16 protein-coding genes and 1 pseudogene are annotated in these 21601 nt (G+C 68.1%); 9 read left to right on the forward strand and 8 right to left on the reverse strand.

Annotated features, from left to right (window positions below):
• Positions 1-522 precede the first annotated feature (522 nt).
• The 3 genes and pseudogenes from ACIG5A_RS23855 to ACIG5A_RS23865 form a co-directional block, all read right to left on the reverse strand.
• Positions 523-1269, reverse strand: a pseudogene (locus ACIG5A_RS23855) (ABC transporter permease); the annotation flags it as partial.
• A 16-nt stretch (positions 1270-1285) separates the two neighbouring features.
• Complete coding sequence (modA, locus tag ACIG5A_RS23860; protein WP_397243491.1) at positions 1286-2059, reverse strand: molybdate ABC transporter substrate-binding protein; 774 nt, start codon at positions 2057-2059, stop codon at positions 1286-1288.
• Positions 2056-2454, reverse strand: coding sequence for a molybdopterin-binding protein (locus tag ACIG5A_RS23865; protein WP_397243493.1), 399 nt, complete (start codon positions 2452-2454; stop codon positions 2056-2058). The genes modA and ACIG5A_RS23865 overlap by 4 nt, the downstream gene beginning before the upstream one ends.
• Before the next feature lie 116 nt (positions 2455-2570).
• Between ACIG5A_RS23865 and ACIG5A_RS23870 the strand changes: the two genes are divergently transcribed.
• The gene (locus ACIG5A_RS23870; protein WP_397243495.1) at positions 2571-3386 is read left to right on the forward strand and encodes a hypothetical protein; all 816 of its coding nucleotides are present in this window, start codon (positions 2571-2573) and stop codon (positions 3384-3386) included.
• 12 nt (positions 3387-3398) lie between these two features.
• Here ACIG5A_RS23870 and ACIG5A_RS23875 read toward each other — a convergent pair whose 3' ends face one another.
• Entirely contained in the window at positions 3399-4886 is a 1488-nt protein-coding gene (locus tag ACIG5A_RS23875; RefSeq protein ID WP_397243497.1) for a CCA tRNA nucleotidyltransferase, read from the reverse strand.
• 59 nt (positions 4887-4945) lie between these two features.
• Between ACIG5A_RS23875 and ACIG5A_RS23880 the strand changes: the two genes are divergently transcribed.
• The 8 genes from ACIG5A_RS23880 (at position 4946) to ACIG5A_RS23915 (ending at position 17219) form a co-directional block, all read left to right on the forward strand.
• Positions 4946-5482: an NUDIX hydrolase gene (locus ACIG5A_RS23880; protein WP_397243499.1), complete on the forward strand. Its 537-nt coding sequence runs from the start codon at positions 4946-4948 to the stop codon at positions 5480-5482.
• On the forward strand, positions 5479-8076 hold the full coding sequence (locus ACIG5A_RS23885) for a hypothetical protein (protein WP_397243501.1): 2598 nt from the start codon (positions 5479-5481) through the stop codon (positions 8074-8076). The genes ACIG5A_RS23880 and ACIG5A_RS23885 overlap by 4 nt, the downstream gene beginning before the upstream one ends.
• A 769-nt stretch (positions 8077-8845) precedes the next feature.
• Positions 8846-12565: a murein biosynthesis integral membrane protein MurJ gene (locus ACIG5A_RS23890; protein WP_397243990.1), complete on the forward strand. Its 3720-nt coding sequence runs from the start codon at positions 8846-8848 to the stop codon at positions 12563-12565.
• A gap of 298 nt (positions 12566-12863) precedes the next feature.
• Entirely contained in the window at positions 12864-13460 is a 597-nt protein-coding gene (gene sigM, locus ACIG5A_RS23895) for an RNA polymerase sigma factor SigM (RefSeq protein WP_397243503.1), read from the forward strand.
• A 96-nt stretch (positions 13461-13556) separates the two neighbouring features.
• The gene (locus ACIG5A_RS23900; protein ID WP_397243505.1) at positions 13557-14342 is read left to right on the forward strand and encodes a hypothetical protein; all 786 of its coding nucleotides are present in this window, start codon (positions 13557-13559) and stop codon (positions 14340-14342) included.
• 121 nt (positions 14343-14463) lie between these two features.
• Positions 14464-15444 carry a thioredoxin-disulfide reductase gene (gene trxB, locus ACIG5A_RS23905; RefSeq protein ID WP_397243507.1) on the forward strand — a complete coding sequence of 327 codons (981 nt, stop codon included), beginning with the start codon at positions 14464-14466 and terminating at the stop codon, positions 15442-15444.
• Positions 15445-15552: 108 nt separating this feature from the next.
• On the forward strand, positions 15553-15879 hold the full coding sequence (trxA, locus tag ACIG5A_RS23910) for a thioredoxin (RefSeq protein ID WP_397243509.1): 327 nt from the start codon (positions 15553-15555) through the stop codon (positions 15877-15879).
• Positions 15880-16022: 143 nt separating this feature from the next.
• Positions 16023-17219 carry a peptidoglycan-binding protein gene (locus tag ACIG5A_RS23915; protein ID WP_397243511.1) on the forward strand — a complete coding sequence of 399 codons (1197 nt, stop codon included), beginning with the start codon at positions 16023-16025 and terminating at the stop codon, positions 17217-17219.
• Between the two features lie 196 nt (positions 17220-17415).
• Here ACIG5A_RS23915 and ACIG5A_RS23920 read toward each other — a convergent pair whose 3' ends face one another.
• From ACIG5A_RS23920 to rsmG, 4 genes are all read right to left on the reverse strand, one after another.
• The gene (locus tag ACIG5A_RS23920; protein ID WP_397243992.1) at positions 17416-18144 is read right to left on the reverse strand and encodes a GNAT family N-acetyltransferase; all 729 of its coding nucleotides are present in this window, start codon (positions 18142-18144) and stop codon (positions 17416-17418) included.
• Between the two features lie 264 nt (positions 18145-18408).
• The gene (locus tag ACIG5A_RS23925) at positions 18409-19440 is read right to left on the reverse strand and encodes a ParB/RepB/Spo0J family partition protein (protein WP_397243513.1); all 1032 of its coding nucleotides are present in this window, start codon (positions 19438-19440) and stop codon (positions 18409-18411) included.
• A gap of 3 nt (positions 19441-19443) precedes the next feature.
• The gene (locus ACIG5A_RS23930; RefSeq protein ID WP_397243994.1) at positions 19444-20412 is read right to left on the reverse strand and encodes a ParA family protein; all 969 of its coding nucleotides are present in this window, start codon (positions 20410-20412) and stop codon (positions 19444-19446) included.
• 375 nt (positions 20413-20787) lie between these two features.
• On the reverse strand, positions 20788-21516 hold the full coding sequence (rsmG, locus tag ACIG5A_RS23935) for a 16S rRNA (guanine(527)-N(7))-methyltransferase RsmG (protein WP_397243515.1): 729 nt from the start codon (positions 21514-21516) through the stop codon (positions 20788-20790).
• Between the last annotated feature and the right edge of the window lie 85 nt (positions 21517-21601).

Genomic DNA, 21601 nt, shown 5'->3' on the forward strand with positions numbered 1-21601 from the left:
CAGGTCGATCGAGATGGCCGACACCACCATTGGTACGAGTGCTGCTGGATAGCCCAGGCCCTACCGCAGCCGGAGGCGAGAGCGCACGGCGGGACCGCGCCGCCCGAAACTCACGGACCCGCAACGGTTGTCGAAGCGACCATGTGCCATCACCAATAGCCTTTTCACATGTAGGGATCCTGTGCACATCATCGAGCGCAATATGCGACATACACGACGCTGGTGCCGCCGTAGCCGCATCGGGTTTCACATCGATGACGAAGATCGCACGACGCGGAGCGCGCGGATCCGCTCCATGCGACCGCGCGGCAGCTCGGTAATCGGCATCGGCCGGGGCGCGGTCACCCGGCGCGGTGGCGAGACCCGTTTCGCCACCGATGATTTCGCGACGCGCGACGGGAGCGGTCATCGCTCACCGCTTGCTGACGCGGCACCGACATCACCGCGCAGCCAACCGCGGATCGTGGAGCGGCCGCTCTGGAGTGCGGTACCCGGCACAGGACCCGTGCGGCGGTAGGCGACCAGCACGATCAACATCGCGACGACGACCAGCAGCAGCGACAAGGCAACTGCCGCATCGGCATCCGCTTCGCGCTCCAGGTATATCTCTAGGGGAAGCGTGCGGGTGCGGCCCTGGAGGCTACCCGCGAAGGTGAGGGTCGCGCCGAATTCACCCAGTGCGCGGGCGAAGGAGAGGACGGCCCCGGAGATCAGGGCGGGGCGCAGCAGCGGGAGAGTGACACGGACCCAGACGGTGGTGGGGCGGGCACCGAGGGTGGCGGCGATCTGTTCGTAGCGGCTGCCCGCCGTGCGCATGGCGCCCTCCAGCGTGAGCACCAGAAACGGCAGCGCCACAAAGGTTTGCGCGAGGACGACGGCGGTGGTGCTGAAGGCGAGGTGAATTCCGGCCGCCTCCAGCTCCTTTCCGAGCAGTCCGCGCCTGCCGAAGGTGTAGAGCAGCGCGATGCCGCCGACCACCGGCGGTAATACCAACGGCAGCAAAACAAGTGCGCGCAACACCGGCAGCCCACGCCAGCGCGCCCTGGCCAGCACCGCCGCCATCGGCACGCCGAGCAGAACGCACAGCACGGTGCTCGCGGTCGCGGTGCGCAGGCTGAGCCACAGCGCGTCCTGCGACGCGGGCGTGCTGATCGACTCGAGGAACCGCGACCACTCGACGCTGCCGCCCAGCGCCGCCAACGGCACGACGACCAGCGCGAACCCGACCGCCGCAGGCAACAGCAGCCACCTCGGCAGCCCGGTGTTCACCAGCTCACGACCCCGCTCACGGTGCGCCGAATCCGGCCGCGGCCAGCGCCGCCCGCCCCTGCGGCCCGGTGACCAGGCTCTCGAATTCGTGTGCCAGCTTGTCGTGCTTGGCATCCTTCAATACCGCAATGGGATAGGTGTTCACCGCGGCCGATGCCTCGGGCATGGCGACGCTGGCGACCTTGGCACCCGCCGAGGCCGCGTCCGTCACGTAGACCACGCCCGCGTCGGCCTGGCCGGAGGTGACCTTGGTCAGCACGTCGGTCACTGCCGACTCCTCGCTCACCGGCGTCAGCGCGACGCCTGCGCTGTCGGTGACCTTCTTGGTCGCTCGCCCGCACGGCACCTGCGGCGCGCAGACCACCAGCTGCAGGCCGGGCTGGGTCAGGTCGCGCAGCCCGCCGATGTGTTTCGGGTTGCCGGGGGCGGTGACGATGGTGAGCACGTTGGTGGCGAAGTTCTCCGTCTGCTCGGTGATCCGCCCGCCCTCGACCGCCTTGGCCATGGTCACCGGATCCGCCGCCGCGAAGAGGTCGGCCGGCGCGCCCTGGGTGATCTGCGCGGCGAGGTCCGAGGAGCCCGCGAACGAGAATTCCACCTTCGCACCGGGATGCGCCGCCTCGAATTCCTTACCGAGACCGGTGAACACCTGCTTCAGCGAGGCCGCGGCGAAGACCGTGATGGTGCCGGTATCGCTACCGGCGGAGTCCTTCGTGTCGCCGCTACCGCACCCGGCGAGCACCGCGACCGTGAGCGCGCCCGCGACCGACGCCGCGGCGACCCGCCTCACCCTGCGGCCGTCTCGATCACCACGGTGGTCGCCTTGACGCTGGCCATCGCCACGCTGCCCGGCTCCAGTCCGAGCTCCCGGACCGCCTCGCTGCTCATCAACGACACCACTTGAAACGGTCCGCATTGCATCTCCACCTGTGCCATCACCGTGTCGGTGACCACGCGGGTCACCAGCCCGGGAAATCGATTCCGTGCCGAGCTCGCACTACCGACGCTGGTACGCGGGGTGCGCGCCTGCTCGACGGCCAGCGCGGCAAGCTCTTTGCCTTCGATCACCAGACGCCCGGAGGAGTCCTTGGTCGCGGCGAGTGCGCCGGAATCGATCCAGCGCCGCACCGTGTCATCACTGACGCCGAGCAGCTCGGCGGCGTCACGTATCCGCAGAGTCGCCATGAAAGGGAGGATAGTTCCGCATCTGCGGACCTACCAATTGGATGATTCCGCAAATGCGGTGTGATATCCGTGCCCGATGGTTGTGCGCCCGCACGGCAAGTACGCTCGGATCAATCATGGCGATGTATTTCGACCCGAAGTCCTGGTCGCCGCTACGGGCAGTGGATTTCGGTCGGCGCCTGTACGACCAGTCCTGGCTGGAGCAGTGGGTTTCCGTCACCACCGCCTGGGTGGATCCGGTGGCCGATCTCGGTGCGGGCGCGGTCACGGCGCTCATGCCCGATGTGCTGATGACCGTCCTCAGCGAAGGCATCCTCAGCCGATTCGGCGGCCAAGAGGTCAGCGCGACGCTGCTCGGCCACGATTTGCACGCGACGCTGCAGGTATTGAAGGTGCGCAGGCGCGGCGCGCATTTCCAGACCAAGACCGTGCTGTCGCTGCTGCGCTGGGACCATCACCCGATCGAGGCGCTCACCGTCATCGCGCACGGTGTCCGGATGATTCCGGGCGTGCCGACCAAGGTCCGCACGTCCCAACTGGATATGGACGGCACGGTCACCACCGCGGCGCTGGCCGGCTGGCTGAACACGCAGCAGCCGGACTGGACGCTGAGCGTGCACCACACCGGGCTGATCGAGGCGCGGCACCGCCGCCGCAAGCTGACCGCGCTCGTCGACGGCTCGATCACCGACAACCGGCTCACCATCGATATTCGCCGGGCGAACTGGCTCGGCATCCGCATGCCGCGACGACTGATCACCGTGCCGAGCGCCCGGCTGACGAACCTGCCGAACGACGCGCGGGTGGTCAGCGCGGCACGCGACGGCGATCTGGTGCGGTTCCGGATCGAATTGCCGGAGATCGTCGGCTCATTCGATCTGGCGCAGATCCGCGCCGCCATCGTCGCGGGCACCACGCTGATCGTGTTCTGAGCGAAATCCGGCTCAGCCCTGCGACTTCCACCATTCCAGCAGCGCGGCCTCCGCCTCGTCGCGGCTCAGCGGACCGCGATCGAGCCGCAGCTCCTTGAGGAACTTCCACGCCTTGCCGACCGCGGGCCCCGGCGGCAGGCCGAGCAGTTCCATGATCGCGTTGCCGTCCAGATCGGGGCGCACCCGCTCCAGATCCTCCTGCTGCTGCAATAGCGCGATGCGCTGTTCGAGCTCGTCATAGGTCGCGCGCAGTGCGGCGGCGCGGCGCTTGTTGCGTGTCGTGCAGTCGGCGCGGACCAGCTTGTGCAGGCGCGGTAGCAGCTCGCCTGCGTCGGTGACGTAGCGGCGCACCGCGGAATCGGTCCACTGCCCCTTGCCGTAGCCGTGAAAACGCAAGTGCAGGAACACGAGCCGGGACACGTCCTCGGTGAACTGCTTGGGGTACTTGAGCGCCTTCATCCGCCTGCGCACCATCTTCGCGCCGACCACCTCGTGATGGTGGAAGCTGACGCCGCCGCCCGGCTCGTTGCGCTTGGTGTCGGGTTTGCCGATGTCGTGCAGCAGCGCGGCCCAGCGCAGCACCAGATCCGGATCGCCCTCTTCCTGATCGATGGCCTGCTCGAGCACCGTCAGCGAATGCCAGTAGACGTCCTTGTGCTGGTGATGCTCGTCGATCTCCAGCTTCATCGCGGGCACCTCGGGCAGCACCAGCTGGGCAAGCCCGGTCTCGCACATGATGTTGATGCCGTCGATCGGATGCTGGGCCGCGATCAGCTTGTCCAGCTCCGCGCGGACCCGTTCGGCGGTGATCCGCTCCAGCTCGCCCGCCATCGCGGTGATCGCGGCGCGCACCCGCGGATGCAGTGCGAAGCCGAGCTGGGCGACGAACCGCGCGGCGCGCAGCATGCGCAGCGGATCGTCGTTGAACGAATCCTCCGGCGCCGCAGGGGTATCCAGCATGCCCTCGAGCAGCGCGTCCATTCCGCCGAGCGGGTCGACGAATTCGAGCTGCCCCTCGGCGCCGATCCGCACCGCCATCGCGTTGACGGTGAAATCGCGGCGGATCAGATCGCCCTCGAGCGAATCACCGAAGGTGACCTGCGGATTGCGCGAGACCCGGTCGTAGCTGTCGCTGCGGAAGGTGGTGATCTCCAGCTGCTGATCCCCCTTGGCCGCGCTCACCGTGCCGAAGGCGAGCCCGCCGGTGTCCCAGAGGTGGTCGGCCCAGCCGCGGATGATCTCCTGCACCACTTCCGGCCTGGCGTCGGTGGTGAAGTCGAGATCGGTGCCGAGCCTGCCGAGCACCGCGTCGCGGACGCTGCCGCCGACGAGATACAGCTCATGCCCACGCGCGGCGAACAATTCGCCGAGCGGCGTCAGCACATCGGACAGCTGACCGAGCGTGACCGCGGCCGCGGCGAGCAGACGGGTACGCCGATCCTCGGAGGGGGACTGGGCTGCATCGGATACTGCTGCATCCTCGGAACGGGGCGAAACCACGAATCAGCAGCTTACCGAGCCAGGGCAAGCGACATTCCAGCGCACAGTAGGATTGCTTGGTGTCTCCGGCCGATCGCGCGAACAGTCGACGCCGCCAGCCTCGGCGCCGCGGTTCGGCCGCCAGCGCGGCGAAACCACGTATGCGCACGGTCCGCGAAACCTCCGCGGGTGGGCTGGTGGTCGACGGCCTCGACGGGCCGTCCGACCAACGCAGTGCCGCACTGATCGGACGTACCGACCGGCGCGGACGGCTGTTGTGGTCGCTACCCAAAGGACATATCGAAGAGGGCGAGACCGCCGAGCAGACCGCGATCCGCGAGGTCGCCGAGGAGACCGGCATCAACGGTGTGGTGGTCGCCGAACTCGGCAGCATCGATTACTGGTTCGTCACCGACGGGCGCAGGGTACACAAGACCGTGCATCATTACTTACTGCGTTCGGTCGGCGGTGAGCTGTCCGACGCCGACGTGGAGGTCACCCAGGTCGCGTGGGTCCCGTTGAGCGAACTGGATTCTCGATTGGCCTACGCCGACGAACGGCGGCTGGCAGAGGTGGCGAATCGGCTGATCGACCGGATGGAGACCGGCAAGCGATGAGAGAAGGACTGTTCCGGATTGTCGTGGCGGTCCTGACCATCCTCGGCTCGGCGCTGACCCTGCCCGCGCTCGCGGCCGGGCAGCCGACCGGAACCGGTGCACCGTCGACGCCGAAATTCCTGAAACTCTCCCTTGATTCGGTGACACCGACGGCGGTGACGAGCAGCAGCGATCCGCTGCTCACCGTGTCCGGCACGGTGACCAATATCGGCGACCGGGTGGTCGACGACATCAGCATCCGCATCCAGCGCGCCGCCGCCGTGACCAATCCGAGCGCGCTGCGCGCGACGCTGCGCCTGGATCAGGTCAACTACGACGTGGTCGGGCAGTTCGAGGATGTCGCGCAGCGGCTGTCGCCGGGGCAGCGCAAGCAGTTCACGCTGAGCATCGCGTTGCGGGCGGGCGGCGGACGCGGCGCGAGTTCCTCGCTCGATATCACCAAACCCGGTGTGTACCCGCTGCTGTTGAACGTCAACGGGGAACCGGCGTACGGCACCCAGGCCCGCCTCGACGACGCGCGATTCCTGCTGCCGGTGCTCGGCCTGCCGCCCGCGTCGGGCGGCGGTGACGCGGCGCAGCCGGTGCAGGCGCCGACCGACGCGCCCGTGGCGACGACCATGCTGTGGCCGCTGGCCGATCGGCCGCGCATGGTCGCGGGCAGGCCGGGCACGGTGGACGGCCACGCCGAGCTGACCGACGACGAACTCGCGGCCTCGCTGGGCAAGGGCGGGCGGCTCGATCAGCTGCTCGGCGCGCTCGAAGCGGTGCTCGGCCAGAACAGCGGCCGCGAGCGGGTGCTCGCCTCCTCGGTCTGCGTGGCCGTCGACCCCGACCTGCTGCTCACCGCGCAGGCCATGACCCGCGGCTATCGCGTGCTCGCCAGCCCGTCCGATCCGGACGGCGCGACCAGGCAGGGCACCGGGGCGAGCCAGGCCCAGACCTGGCTGGATCGGTTGCGCTCGCTCGCCTCGACGGTGTGCACGGTGGCGCTGCCGTTCGCGCAGGTCGATCTGAACGCGCTGGCCGCGGTCAACGATCCGGACCTGTCCGCGCGCGGGCTCAACGCGCCCGCCGACATCGTCGACCAGATCCTGGCCACCCGTTCGGTGCGCGGGGTGAGCCTGCCGGATTCGGGCAGCATCGACGACAGCGCCGCGACGTTGTTGCGCGGCCACGGTTTCGGCACCGCGATCCTCGCCGATACCGCGGTCGCGCCCGAGGGCACCGCGGGCACCCGCGAGCAGCAGCCGACCTCGGGACGCACCGGAAGCTCCAGCGGTTCGGGAAGCGCGGGCAACCAGAGCACCGCAGCGCAGGCGAGCACGAACGCCAACGCCGTCGAACCGGCCGCGCCGGATGTGGTCCGGCTACCCGCGATCACCGCGCCGCCGGTCGCACCGGAGACGCCCACCCCCGAGGCCACGCCGCCGGGCACGCCCCCCGCACCGCCCGCCGATCCCGCTCTGCGCGCGGCGACGTTCGACATCTGGTCGGCGACCGCGCTGGCCGCGGTCGGCTCGAACCCGCCGACGCCGTCGTTCACCCCGGCCAGGGTCCGCTACGACGTCACCATCGATTCCCGCAGCGCCCGGCTGCAAGACGCGCTCGGCGCGATCTCCTGGAACGCGCTGAACCCGCAGCCGAACCGCCCGCGTTCGCTGCTGCTGGTGCCGCCGCAGCAGTGGGGCGCCAACCGGGACGAGGCGACCGCGCTGCTGCGCCAGGTCGAACTGCTGATCCGCGGCAACCTGGCGACCCCGCGCTCGTTCGCCGACCTGCTCGCCCAGCCGCCGGATCCGCAGCCGTATGAACTGGACTACCTGCCCCAGGCCGGAGCGGACGCGGTGCCCGACCGCTTCGTGCCGCCGGTCCGTGATCAGGCCAAGCGGATCACCGAGCTGCAGCGCGCGCTGGTCGAGGTCCCGGAGGCCTATCCGACGCCACGTGAATTCGTCACGCCACTGCGCGACGATCTGGTCCGGGCGCTCACCCTGTCGGATCGCCGCACCGGCGATGCGACGCAACCGGATACCTTCGCCCAGCGCAGGCTCGATCAGACCACCAAGAAGCTGGATGACCTGTATCGATCGGTCACCGTGCTGCCGCCGGGCGGTGTGTACACGCTCGCCTCCGAGCAGAGCCCACTGCTGCTGGTCGCGCGCAACAAGCTGCCGGTCGCCATCCGGGTCGAGTTCAAGATCGAGGCGCCCGCCGAGACGAAGATCACCGATATCGGTGAGCAGATCCTCCCGGCGACCGGAACGCGCTCGTTCCAGATTCCGACCGAGGTCAGCGACAGCCGTAACCTGGTCATTCCGATTTCCCTTACCACGCCGGACGGGACTCCCCTCGGCGACGGCACCTCGGTCTCGGTGCGTTCGAACGCCTACGGTCAAGCGTTGGCAATAATTACGGCATGTGCCGGATTGCTGCTGTTCCTGTTGGCCGGGCGCCGTCTGTGGCGCCGGTTCCGCGGACAGCCGGATCCGGCCGACGAGGGATTCGACCCTGGCACCAGGCGCAGGGTGAACAGGTATAGGCGTGCGCGGCAACGAGTGCTTCGGCAGCAGGAGCAGCACCTGGAGGACGTGTGAGGGACCGGATCGGCCCCTCACGAACGGCTTTTCACCAGGGCAGCAGACACACCGGCAGACACGGTTGCGCACGGTACGGAACAATCGAGTGCGCAGCACACTGGAGGGGCAGGGATGAGCGACACGCGAGAAACGCTCATCCGATCGACCAGGTGCGGCGGTACCACGGTATTCAGGAGGCACGATGAGCGACGATGAATATTCCGCTCATCGCCCCCGACCAGCTGATCACTCCCGACCAGCAGAGCGCCCTCAACCAGCAGAGCGCCCTCAACCAGCAGAGCGCCCCGACGGACCACCGATCCGCCGGGCGCCCGCCGCACCGTGGGAACGACAGGTGGCGCCACCGCAGGCCGAGGCGCCCGAGGAATCCGGCGTGAACCCCGGCGATCCGTATCGTGGGCAGCCGCCGCGCGCACCACGGCAGCCGGGACCACCGCCGCAGCAGCGGCCAGGTCAGCGCCTGCCGCCACCGCCTTCGGGACCGATTCCGCGCCAACCGGCGCCGCCGCAGCGTCCCGGCCCCCGGCCGCATCCCGGTCAGCAGCAGTACCCCGCAGGCCCGCCACCCGGCAGGCCGCGCCCGGTACCGCCGGGGCCGCCCCAGGGACAGCCGAGCCACGTACCCCCACCGCGCTACGCGCCACCGCGTCCCGCGGGCACCACACCGCCCAGGCCGTATCCGCCTGTGCAGCAGCAATATCCGCCGCAGCGGCGGCAGGCCCCGCAGCGTCCACTGGTCGAGCGCGCCGAATCGCCCGCCGACCGGATCGCCACCGGCGCGCTGCCCAAGACGACGCCCGCGCCGAAGCCGAGCTCGAATGCCCAGCTGCTCAAGGACTCCGGTTCCATCGCGGTCGCCACACTGATCAGCCGGATCACCGGCTTCGGTAAACAGCTGCTGCTGCTGACGGTGCTCGGGCCTGCCATCGCGAGCGCGTTCACCTCGGCCAACCTGATCCCGAACATGATCACCGAGCTGGTGCTCGGCGCCGTACTCACCGCGATGGTGGTACCGACGCTGGTCCGCGCCGAGGAGGAGGACGCCGACGGCGGTGTCGCCTTCGTGCGCAGGCTGGTCACCGCCGCGTGCACGGTGCTGCTGATCGCCACCGTGCTGGCGATGGCCGCCGCGCCGCTGCTCGCCTCGCACGTCTTCCTGTCCTCCGACGGCAAGGTGAACACCCAGCTCACCACCGCGCTGACCTTCCTGCTGCTGCCCGCGATCCTGTTCTACGGCATGTCCGCGCTGCTGACGGCCATCCTGAACACCAGGCAGGCGTTCAAACCGGGCGCGTGGGCGCCGGTGCTGAACAACCTCGTCGTGCTCGTCGTGCTCGCGGTCTACGCGCTGACCCCTGGCGAGATCACACTCGACCCGGTACGGATGAGTGATCCGAAACTGCTGGTCCTCGGCCTCGGCATCACCGCGGGCGTGGCCACCCAGGCACTGAGCGTGCTGCCCGCGATCCGCCGTCACGGCATCGATCTGCGGCCGCTGTGGGGTATCGACGCGCGGCTCAAGCAGTTCGGCAAAATGGGCACGGCCATCATCCTGTACGTGTTCATCAGCCAGGTCGGGCTGATCGTCGCGAACCACATCTCCTCGGCCGCCGACGAGGCCGGACCCGCGATCTACTCGAACGCGTGGCTACTGCTGCAGGTGCCCTACGGCGTTCTCGGCGTCACGCTGCTGACCGCGATCATGCCGCGGCTGAGCCGCAACGCCGCCAACGACGACACGCCCGCGGTGGTGGACGATCTCGGCGTCGCCACCAGGCTCACCATGATCTCCCTCGTCCCTGTCGTCGCCTTCATGACGCTGGCAGGCCCGCAGATCGGCGAGGCGCTGTTCGGCTATGCGCGCTTCGCCGGTGACGCCGAGCGGCTCGGCTCGGCGGTGAGCTGGTCCGCGTTCGCGCTGATTCCCTACGCGCTGGTGCTGATTCATCTGCGGGTCTTCTACGCTCGCGGACAGGCATGGACGCCGACCTGGATCGTCCTCGGCATCACCGCGGTCAAGATCCTGTTCTCGGCGCTGGCCCCGTTCGTCGCGAGTTCCAGTGACACGGTGGTCATCATCCTCGGCTTCGCCAACGGACTCGGCTACGCGGCGGGCGCCGTCATCGGCGGCTACCTGCTGCACCGCAGTCTCGGCGATCTGCGGATGACCAACGTCGGCCGCACGGTGACCAGGGTCGTGCTCGCCTCGCTGGCGGGCGGCGCGGTCATGATGATCGCGGACCGGGTGCTCGGCATCGAACGGCTGCACGGCGGCCCCGGCGCGCTGATCAGGGTGGCGCTGTCGGCGATCATCATGTTCGCCGTGGCGTTCGGCCTCATGCGCCTCGCGGGCATTCCGGAGATCGTCGGGCTCACGGTGGCGATCTCGCGCAGGCTCGGCTTCACCCCGCCCGCACCGGATCTCGATCTCGAGACCCCGGTCGAGGACGTCTACGCCACGCAGGTCATGCGTCGCCCCGATCTCTATGGGTACCCGACGTTCGACCCGTACATGGACACCCAAACGATGGTGCTACCCGTGATCCGACCCGACGCCGTTGACAACACCCGGGTGCGTGAGTTCCCGTACCCTGTTCGGCAGAGAAGCACAAGTGGCGAATTCGCCGGAACCGCGACACATCAGGGCGAAGGAGGACCGAGGGTGAGCGACGACGCGGTGGGCGGCGTCCCGGCCGCCGATTCTTCTGCGACCATGGCAGGCGGGCTCTCCACGGACGTCCCGCCGGCCGCCGGAGAGGCATCGGATCCCGCGTACGCGAAGCAGCCGGCCGATCCCGGTCCGCCGCAGGCGCCCGACGCGCCGGAGCCGGAGGTCGATCAGGCACCGCCCCGCGATCCCATGTACGACACCGGCATGCTGCCGGTGGCCGCGCCGGTGCTGCCGCCGATGGGCGGGGAGAACCTGGGCGCGCGCCGAATTCCGCGCGGTCCCAAGCTGATTCCCGGCGCCTCCGTCGCGGGCGGCCGCTACCGGCTGCTCGCCGGCCACGGCGGCGCGCGCGGTCTGCGGTTCTGGCAGGCACTCGATATCAAACTCGACCGCGAGGTCGCGCTCACCTTCGTCGACGCGGACCAGAAGGCCACCGAGAACTCCGGCCACGACGGCCCGCAGGCCATCCTGTCGCGCACCCTGCGCCTCGGCCGGATCAACTCGCCCGGCCTGGCCCGCGTACTCGATGTGGTGCGCGGCAGCTCCGGCGGCATCGTGGTCGCGGAGTGGACCCCGGGCCGTTCCCTACGCGAGATGGCGGAAACGGTGCCGTCGCCGATCGGCGCCGCGCGTGCGATTCGGGCGCTGGCCTCGGCCGCCGAGCTAGCGCATCGCGGCGGCGGTTCGCTGTCCATCGATCATCCGGACCGGGTGCGCATCAGCGCCTCCGGCGACGCGGTGCTCGCCTTCCCCGGCACCCTGTCCGATTCCGACGCGCAGTCCGATGTGCGCGGACTCGGCGCGATGCTCTACGCGCTGATCACCGCGCGCTGGCCGATCCGCTCCGGCGGGCTCACCGGCACCGCCGCCACCGTCGGCGGCCTGCGCCTTGCCGATTTCGGCCCGGACGGCACGCCGATCGAACCGCGTCAGATCCGGCCCGAGGTGCCCTTCGAGATCTCGGCGGTCGCGGTGCGCTCGCTGGAATCGAACAAGGGCGTGCGTACCGCCGCCACCGTCCAGCACGTGCTGGAGCAGGCGTCGGTAGTCGATCAGAAGACCGACTTCATCCCCGTCCTACGTCTAGGTCAACGACCGGCACAGCGGGCCTACGGCGCGGAAGCCGATGACTCGCTGGCGGATCCCGAACTTCTTGCGGCGGAACGGGAACGGTCGCAGCGGATGATGTGGATCATGGTCGGCCTAGGCATACTGGCCGCCCTGGTGGTCGGCATCGTGATCTGGTGGATGGTCAGTGTGTTCGCGCCGGGCGCCTCGGAGGCGCCGCTGAACGAACAGCGCAATATCGGCCTCACCACCAACGCGACCCCCGCGCCCGCGGCGCCACCCGGCCCGAGCACGCCCGCCTCCGGCGGCGTGCCGGTGCCGGTGACCGGTGTCTCGGTGTTCTCCCCGGAGGGCACGCCGGACAGCGTCGGCGGTGTCGGCGCGGTGCTGGACAACGATCCGGTCACCGCATGGCGCACCGATCAGTATTTCCAGCAGTTCCCGGCGTTGAAGAAAGGTGTCGGCCTACTAGCGACGCTACCGAGCCCGGCGAAGCTGACGAATGTCGCGATCACTTCGCCGAGCCCGGGTACCACCGTGGAGATCCGCACCTCGCCCACCGATTCGCCGACGCTGGATCAGACCCAGCTGATCGGCACGGCCCGACTAGGGGACGGCGTCACCGAGATCCCCGTCCGCGCCGACCAGGCCGCGCGCTACGTGCTCGTCTGGATCACCGGCTTGGGCAACTCCGGCGGTAGATTCCAGACGGCCATCTCCGACCTCAGGTTCGACGCCGCGCCGTAACCGCGCGAGCGGCTCCACCACCGGCCTCAGCGCCACCTTTCTGCCTCCGCCGTGTCTCCTCCCGGCGTCGAGATTCCCGCCTTCCACTACCCGCCGAATACTTTTCGGTCTGGTTGCTGCCGATTCGTCGCGGACGTTATGATCGGCCTCGCGCTCTCGCAGGGGAGCTTCCCGGGATCTGGGTTTCGATCCTGGATGCTGCGAAACAATCGGCGATGGTCGATCGGTCTGTCGCCGCCGTGAGCGCTGTCCAAGGGGTTGGCTTTTGTCGTCGGAAGTGAACGATTTACGCGGGGGGATGACGCGCTCGGGCGCGTACCGCGAACGCTCGTTCGTGCTCGACGAACTCAGCGATATCGAACTGCTGCGCGCCCATGTCGATGGCCGCAAGCACGCCTTCGCCGAATTGCTGCGCAGGCATCACGATCATCTGTGGCAGATCGCGCTTCGCACCTCCTACACCCGCGAGGACGCCGCCGATTCACTGCAGGACGCACTGCTTTCCGCGCACCGCACCGCCGGCTCGTTCCGCGGCGAGGCCGAGGTGCGCAGCTGGCTGCACGCGATCGTGGTGAACGCCTGCCTGGACCGGATCCGGCGCAACAAGACCCGCAAGGCCGTCTCGCTGTCACCGGAGACCATGCCGGAGCCGAGCGACGAGCGCGACGACTTCGCCGAGCTGGAGATGTCACTCGTCGTCGATCGCGCCCTGTTCTCGCTACCTGCCGAACAGCGGACCGCGCTGGTCGCGATCGATCTGGAGGGGTATAGCGTGACGGAGGCCGCGGCGATGCTCGGTGTTCCGGAGGGGACGATCAAGAGCCGATGTGCCCGCGCGCGGCAGCGGCTGAAAGAACGATTGGAATTTCTGCGGGATCCGGGGAACCGGAAGTAGTTGAGATGCGTCATTAATAGTGACGAACTACTAGGCGATGTACGTGCAGACTCCTATTCGGGAATCGCGCAGTCAGATGAGACCAACGGAGGTGCGATGGCGACCCGGTCCGTGCCGCAGCCCCCGTTCTCACCGGAGCTGCTTGCCGATCTACACGCCGATAACGTGACTCCTGAGCAGGGCAAACAGCTGTGGCCCTCGGTCCGCCGCGATCCGGAGGCGCTGCGCTTCCTGCATTCGCTCGACGATGTCAGCGCCGAATTGCGCGAGCTCGGCCGCGACGAGCGCATCATTCATCCGATGCCCGGCGATGTGCTCGCCCGGCTGGAGCGGTTCGTCGAGGAGCTGGATTTCTCCGAGGGGCCGACCGAGCGCGTCGCCACCGTCTACCAATTGCCGTCCGCTCCCTCGGCATCTCGGCGTCTCGAATTCGCCGAGGAGCCAACGGTTTCCGCCACGGTACCGAGCCGGCGGCGGCACCCGATGCGCTGGCTCGCCGCGGCGGCGGCCGCTGTAGTGGTCTCCGCGGGCGTGGCGTTCGCCGTGACCGCACTGCGCGGCAACGAGGTCAGCTCCACCGCGCAACCGACCACCGGCACGCTCGCCCCCGGCGAGGAGCTGAGCTCCGCCGCGGCGCTGAGCGCGCTCGGCCGCAGCGACGTCACCGGCCCGCTGGCCGGGCAGGCCGCGCTCAACCGCTGCGTGCACGCCACCGGCCTCGACCGCACCGTCCTCGGCTCGTCGAACTGGACCTACCGGGGCAAAGACGCCGTGCTGATCCTGCTCACCGGGCCGAGCCCGCACAAGATCACCGCACTGATCGTCGGAACCGGTTGCACGACAGGGGATCCACAAATCCTCACCCAGACCGACATCGGCTGAAAAGAATTCACGGTCACAACAACCCTTGCGCTTCGGCCGAGCGGCCAGACCGCTCGGGAACAAGTGCGTTTACGCTGTTGTTGATCGTCCTGTCTCCCGCAATATCTCTCGGAAGGGTCCCATGAGCACGCCAGTTCGCGACCTGATCATTGTCGGCTCCGGGCCTGCCGGCTACACCGCCGCCGTGTACGCGGCCCGTGCCGAGCTCCAGCCGCTGCTCTTCGAGGGCACTCAGTTCGGTGGCGCGCTGATGACCACCACCGAGGTGGAGAACTTCCCCGGCTTCCGCGAGGGGATCATGGGCCCCGACCTGATGGAGGAGATGCGCGAGCAGGCCAAGCGGTTCGGCGCCGACATCCGTACCGAGGACGTGGACGCCATCGACCTGTCCGGCCCGATCAAGACGGTCACCGTCGGCGACGAGACCTACCAGGCCTACGCCGTGATCCTCGCCATGGGCTCGGCCGCGCGCTACCTGAACGTCCCCGGTGAGCAGAAGCTGCTCGGCCGCGGCGTGAGCGCCTGCGCCACCTGCGACGGCTTCTTCTTCAAGGGCCAGGACATCGTGGTGGTCGGCGGCGGCGACTCCGCCATGGAGGAGGCCACCTTCCTGACCAAGTTCGCCGCGAGCGTCACCATCGTGCACCGCCGCGAGGAGTTCCGCGCCTCCCGGATCATGCTGGAGCGGGCCAAGGCCAACGAGAAGATCAAGTTCGTGCTCAACGCCGAGGTCGCCGCGGTGAACGGCGACACCAGCGTCACCAGCCTGACCCTGCGCGACACCCACACCGGCGAAACCTCCGAACTGGCCGCGACCGGCCTGTTCGTCGCCATCGGCCACGATCCGCGCAGTGAGCTGGTCAACGGCCAGGTGGAGCTCGACGACGAGGGCTACGTCCAGGTCGTACATCCCTCCACCGCGACCAAGGTGCCCGGCGTCTTCGCCGCGGGCGATCTGGTCGACCACACCTACCGGCAGGCGATCACCGCCGCGGGCACCGGCTGCCGCGCCGCGATCGACGCCGAGCGCTGGCTGGCCGAGCAGGGTGACATCACCACGAACACGCTCGACCACGCCGGGCAGCCGATCGCTGTCGTCTGATGTGGCATGAGCGGGGCCCTGCGTGGTCACGCAAGCTTCCGCCTCCGGGCCTGACCGCTCATGCCAGGTCCGCCAACTGATTTCGCACCACCCCCAAGGAGAAACCCGATGTCCGCAAACACGGTCACCGTTACCGACAAGACCTTCGCCGACGACGTGCTGCTCAACGAGAAGCCCGTCCTCGTCGACTTCTGGGCCGACTGGTGCGGCCCGTGCAAGATGGTCGCCCCGGTGCTGGAGGAGATCGCGGGCACGCACGCGGACAAGCTGGTCGTCGCGAAGATCGACGTGGACAACAACCCGGAGACGGCCCGCGATTACAAGATTCTCTCGCTGCCGACTATGATGCTGTTCCGCGGCGGTAAGCCGGTCAAGCAAATCGTCGGAGCCAAGGGCAAAGCCGCCCTTTTGCGTGAACTCGACGGCGTCATCTGACGACGCGCCGTACGATGCCTGCACCCGGGAATTGCCGAATTATGGGCCGGGTCTGAGACAATCGACCGACGCTCCGGTCGTGCGAAGGTGTATCCGTCGCATGAGTGGGTACCCGGGTTGACGGAAGGAAAGGGCTCTCACGCATGCACCGACTTCGTCACGGCGACACCGGTCCAGCCGTAGCAGAGGTTCGGAGCACCCTGGCAAGTCTCGGTTTCCTCCACGCGCACGCCGCCGCCGCTGATCACGCCGACGCGGGCGAGTACTGGAAAGACACCGAGGCCACCTTCGACCATCATCTCGACTCGGCGGTTCGCGCGTTCCAGCAGCATCGCGGCCTGCTCGTCGACGGTGTGGTCGGACCGGCCACCTATCGGGCTCTGAAAGAGGCGTCCTACCGACTCGGCGCGCGCACGCTGATCTATCAGCTGTCCGCGCCGCTCTACGGTGACGATGTCGCCACACTGCAGCGCAGGCTGCAGGATCTCGGTTTCTACGTGCACCGCGTCGACGGCTACTTCGGCCCGCACACCCACGACGCGCTCACGGCGTTCCAGCGGGAGATCGGCCTGTCCGCCGACGGCATCTGCGGTCCGGACACGCTGCGCTCGCTCGACCTGCTCGGCGCGCGCGTCACCGGCGGCAATCCGCACCGGATCGCCGAGGAAGAGGTGGTGCACCGGGCGGGCCCGCAGCTGACCGGTAAGCGGATCGTCATCGATCCCGGTCTCGGCGGACCCGACAAAGGCCATTCGGTACCAAGCGAATTCGGCGATGTCTACGAGTCGGAGATCCTCTGGGATCTGGCGAGCAGGCTGGAGGGCCGGATGGCCGCCACCGGCATGGAGACCTTCCTGTCGCGGCCGTGGGGCGCCAATCCGACCGATGCCGAGCGCGCGGACACCTCCAACGCGTTCGACGCCGATCTGATGATCTCGCTGCGCTGCGCGACCAACCCGAGCCCGCTCGCCAACGGTGTCGCCGGCTTCTATTTCGGCAACTCGCACGGGTCGGTGTCGATGATCGGCCAGGTGCTGGCCGGGTTCATCCAGCGCGAGGTGGTGGCCCGAACCTCGTTGCAGGACTGCCGGACCCACGCCAGGACCTGGGATCTGCTGCGGCTCACCAAGATGCCGACGGTGCAGGTCGACATCGGTTATCTGACAAACGATTACGATGCCTCGGTACTCACCAACCCGCGCATGCGCGATGTGATCGCGGAGGCCATCCTGATTTCGGTGAAGCGCCTGTACCTGCTCGGCCAGGACGACCAGCCCACCGGCACATACACTTTCGCGGAACTGCTTGCCGAAGAACTGGCCGCCGCGGACCGCATGTAGATCTTCGAAAAGAAGCCCCCGCAGGCGAAACATCTGCGGGGGCTTTCTCATTCAGTTTGCCAGCGTAACAACTGATTTCGTTCGTACATGGGTAGCCCCTGGGGCACACGGGCCAACCCGACCACGACGCGACCGCCAGCCGCGAATGCCCAGTCCTGCGGCACACGAGTCTGGCCTGAATACGCGGAGAGGCGGACTAGCGGGCGCCGATGCGGGTGGGCGGGGTCATCGCCGCGGCCGCGAGCAGCTGGTCGAGCGCGTGCTCCACGTCTTCCTTCCATCCGTGATCGGAGTTGAGCTCCAACCGCAGCCGAGGGAAGCGGTGATGCGGGGCGATCACCTCGAAGCCGACCTCCTCCAGGAAATCGGCGTCGATCATGCAGGTTTCCGGCGAGCATTCGGTCGCCGGGTTCGAGGCGGCATCACGGATCGGCGAGGCGATGCGCTCCATCAGCATCATCGAGCCGACCGTCCGCTCCGCAAGCGCCTTGGCCGGCGGATCGGTGCGCAGTCCGAAGGCCTCCAGGGCACGAACGCCGCGACGCACCAGATCGGCCACCACGGCCTGCATCAGCCGGTGGGCAATGTCCGCGTCCTGATAGGGAAATTCGGCCCGCAGCGTGGTCAGCAGGACCGCGTCCGGGCTCACCGGCGAGGTGGGGAAGAGGCCTGCCCTCGGCACCACCCGCGGTGGCGAGTAGAGGGCGCAGCCTGCGATGTTGCCATCGACGTTGGCCACCTGCCCGCACGAACCCCATTCGAGCATGACGGTGGAGAGCCAGGCCTCCTTCTCGAAGACCGGATCGCTGAATCCGCGCGAGTCCTCGGCGACCGCGGGATCCATCTCCCAGAACACACAACGCCGGGCGTGTGCGGGGAGCTTGTCCAGCTCGCCGAGGGTCAGTGCTGTGACGCTGGTCGACACCGCTCTACTCAGCCTCCAGCTCTCCGATTCATCCACACTCATGCCTCCGCCTCGCTCGCGCTCGGCTCCAGAACCATGCCTCCGCTTCGCCAGCGTTCGGCTTCGGGCATACGCGGAGAATATGCGATCAACGAGAACCCGCCTCATTCCACTTCACTGTGCATTTGGTCAGGAGCTCCATGCCCATTTTCCTCGCCGTCACAGTGACGTTTCGGCGTCGGGTCCGTGCCTACCGGAAACACAGAGCTATTTTTGCCACTTCTGTCACATGCCGAGCTGCTGCTGCTCCATCAGACCGACGATGCGCTCGAGGTCTTCAACGGAACCGAATTCCACGATGATCTTGCCCTTGCGCTTACCCATGCTGACGATCACTCGGGTGTCGAACGAATCCGACAACCGATCGGCCACCTTCTGCAGACCCGGCGCATGGATCGGCTTGCGCTGGGGAGTGGACTCCTCGTCGGAATTCTCCGCCTCGGGCTCCGGCTCCCGGTTCGCCAGCGTGACGGCTTCCTCGGTCGTGCGAACCGACAGCCCCTCGGCCACGACCCGCTTCGCAAGCTCCTCCTGCGCGTCCGCACCGGCATTGAGACCCAGCAGCGCACGCGCATGACCCGCGGACAGCACGCCCGCCGCGACCCGTCGCTGCACCGAAATAGGCAGCTTCAACAGGCGGATCATATTCGTCACGACCGGGCGCGAGCGCCCGATGCGCGAGGCCAACTCCTCGTGCGTGACGTCGAATTCCTCGAGCAGCTGCTGATAGGCCGCCGCCTCTTCGAGCGGGTTCAGCTGCACGCGGTGAATGTTCTCCAGCAGCGCGTCGCGCAGCATGGACCCATCGGCGGTCTCCCGGATGATCGCGGGGATCGCGGCAAGCCCGGCCTCCTGGCAGGCACGCCAACGCCGCTCGCCCATGACGAGCTGGAAGCGATCGACGCCCGGTTCGACCCGGCGCACCACGATCGGCTGCATCAGCCCGAATTCGCGGATGGAGTGCACCAGCTCGGCGAGCGCCTCCTCCTCGAAGACCTGACGCGGCTGCTTCGGGTTCGGCTCGATCTGCTCCGGCGCGATCTCGCGGTATACGGCACCGCCGGGGGAGGCGAGGTCGGCGTCCTCGTCGGCGGGGTCGGGTACCCGATGCAGGAACGCCGTCGCGGGCTGCGGCCCGATCGGATCCAGCCCGAGGGTGCTCGCCGCGGCACTGCTGAGTCCCGGTGCGCCCGCCGGGCCCGTCGGGATCAGCGCGGCAAGGCCACGACCGAGACCGCCCTTCTTCGCCTGACTCATCGGTTAACCGACCCCTTCCTGATTCGCCGCCGCGACGGCGGCCTCTCGAGCCACCGCACGAGCGGCCATCTCACGCCCGGCGTCGAGATAGCTCATCGCACCCCGGGAGCCTGGATCATAATCGAGCACCGTCATGCCGTAGCCCGGCGCCTCGGAGACCTTCACGCTGCGCGGAATCACCGAGCGCAGCACCACGTCACCGAAGTGCCCGCGGACCTCCTCGGCGACCTGGTCGGCCAGTTTGGTCCGGCCGTCGTACATCGTGAGGATCACCGTGGAGACATGCAGATCCGGATTGAGATGCGCCTGCACCAGGCCGATATTGCGGAGTAGCTGACCGACACCCTCCAGCGCGTAGTACTCGCACTGAATCGGGATCAGCACCTCCTTCGCCGCGACCATCGCATTGACCGTCAGCAGACCGAGCGAGGGCGGGCAGTCGATCATCACGTAGTCGATGTCGTAGCCGGCGATGTTGGCCTCCTGGATGGCCGCCTTGAGCCGCCCCTCCCGAGCCACCATCGACACCAATTCGATCTCCGCACCGGCCAGGTCGATGGTCGCCGGAATGCAGAGCAGGCGCTCGCTGTGCGGGCTCTGCTGAATGGCGTCCTTGACCGACACCTCGCCGATGAGCAGTTCATAGCTGGACGGGACGCCCGAATGATGCTCGATACCAAGGGCGGTACTGGCGTTGCCCTGTGGGTCGAGATCGATGACGAGCACGGTCATCCCTTGATGCGCCAGCGCGGCCGCGAGATTCACCGCGGTAGTCGTCTTGCCGACGCCGCCCTTCTGATTGGCGATGGTGATGATGCGTTGCTCGTGCGGTTTCGGCACTGTCACCTTTCCTGGATGCAATATCTGACTGGCGCGTTGCGCCTCCGCCGCTATCGGGGTCTCACTGGGGGAGATGTGCCCGAACGGTGTACTTCCGAATGCCTCCGCGTCGAAGTTGCTGGAGTCCAGCATCCCCGGCACTCGCGACGCCGTTTCCCGTGAAACATTCGCCGGACCGCTCGACATAACAGCTCCTAACCCGAGAACTTCAGATCACGTGCCCCCGACGAGCGTCGGCGCCGTGTCATCAACAGCCGTGTCGGATCGAACATGATGCTCAATCGGGAACGCGGAGCCCGATCGATCGAGCGGAGCATTTCCCGCACATCCAGATCCCTCCGTGGCACCTACGCTCACGCCCGACGTGAATAGCTTGCCAGCACTGAGCGCGTTTAGAAAGCTGAATCGCGGTGCGGCGCAAAGGACACGCAAATCTGTCCGTATTCCGCGCATACTTCGCCGCTCTCGTGCGATGTTTCACATGAAACATCGCACGCAGCGACTGTGCTACTTCGACTTCCGTGCGCGTTGCGCCCGACGCGGCGCCCGCTCGGCCCGCGGCAAACGCTCGGCGCTGATCACCAGCGTCGGCGTACTGACGATGCCCGCGCCACACTCCAGTACCTTCGCATTGCCCGCCCCGGCCTTCGCCAGCGCCTCGGCGTCCCGCTCCAATTCCTCTGCCGCACTGACTCCCTTGAGCGCGAGCATCCGCCCGTGCTCATGCAGCAGGGGGAGTGACCACTGAGCGAGCTTGGCCAGCGGAGCAACCGCCCGCGAGGTCACCACATCCGCGCCGCCCGCTTCCTTCAGCACACCGGATTGTTCGGCCCGGCCGCGCACCACGGTGATGTGTTCCAGTCCGCCCGCCTCGATGAACTCGCTCAGGAAGACCGTCCGGCGCAGTAGCGGTTCGACCAGCGTGATGCGAAGGTCGGGCCGAGCGAGCGCGAGCGGGATGCCGGGGAGTCCGGCGCCGCTGCCGACATCGACCACGGACGCACCCTCAGGAATCAGCTCACCGAGCACCGCGCAGTTGAGGATGTGCCGATCCCAGAGGCGCGGCACCTCACGGGGACCGATCAGTCCGCGCTCCACACCGGCCGACGCGAGGGCGGCGCAGTAGCGCCGCGCGAGCTCGAGCCGATCACCGAAGACGGTCGCGGCGATCGGCGGCGCCTCCAGCTCGGTGGGCAAGGTGGTGGCTGCACCGAGATCTCGTTCCACGTGAAACATCCTTCCGGATCCGAATAGGACGACATGGATAAGGCCTCCGGTCCGGAGAACCAGAGGCCTATCCAACCACTTCCGTCAGGGTGAC

It is taken from the genome of Nocardia sp. NPDC052566 (assembly GCF_044547285.1).
Lineage (GTDB): Bacteria > Actinomycetota > Actinomycetes > Mycobacteriales > Mycobacteriaceae > Nocardia.

Coding starts and splice junctions, on each gene's coding strand:
- ACIG5A_RS23925 (WP_397243513.1), bottom strand. CDS start 19,440: ATGAGTCAGGCGAAGAAGGGCGGTCTCGGTCGTGGCCTTGCCGCGCTG.
- ACIG5A_RS23900 (WP_397243505.1), top strand. CDS start 13,557: ATGGCGACCCGGTCCGTGCCGCAGCCCCCGTTCTCACCGGAGCTGCTT.
- ACIG5A_RS23870 (WP_397243495.1), top strand. CDS start 2,571: ATGGCGATGTATTTCGACCCGAAGTCCTGGTCGCCGCTACGGGCAGTG.
- sigM (WP_397243503.1), top strand. CDS start 12,864: ATGACGCGCTCGGGCGCGTACCGCGAACGCTCGTTCGTGCTCGACGAA.
- trxA (WP_397243509.1), top strand. CDS start 15,553: ATGTCCGCAAACACGGTCACCGTTACCGACAAGACCTTCGCCGACGAC.
- ACIG5A_RS23915 (WP_397243511.1), top strand. CDS start 16,023: ATGCACCGACTTCGTCACGGCGACACCGGTCCAGCCGTAGCAGAGGTT.
- ACIG5A_RS23865 (WP_397243493.1), bottom strand. CDS start 2,454: ATGGCGACTCTGCGGATACGTGACGCCGCCGAGCTGCTCGGCGTCAGT.
- trxB (WP_397243507.1), top strand. CDS start 14,464: ATGAGCACGCCAGTTCGCGACCTGATCATTGTCGGCTCCGGGCCTGCC.
- ACIG5A_RS23885 (WP_397243501.1), top strand. CDS start 5,479: ATGAGAGAAGGACTGTTCCGGATTGTCGTGGCGGTCCTGACCATCCTC.
- rsmG (WP_397243515.1), bottom strand. CDS start 21,516: ATGTTTCACGTGGAACGAGATCTCGGTGCAGCCACCACCTTGCCCACC.
- ACIG5A_RS23930 (WP_397243994.1), bottom strand. CDS start 20,412: ATGCTGGACTCCAGCAACTTCGACGCGGAGGCATTCGGAAGTACACCG.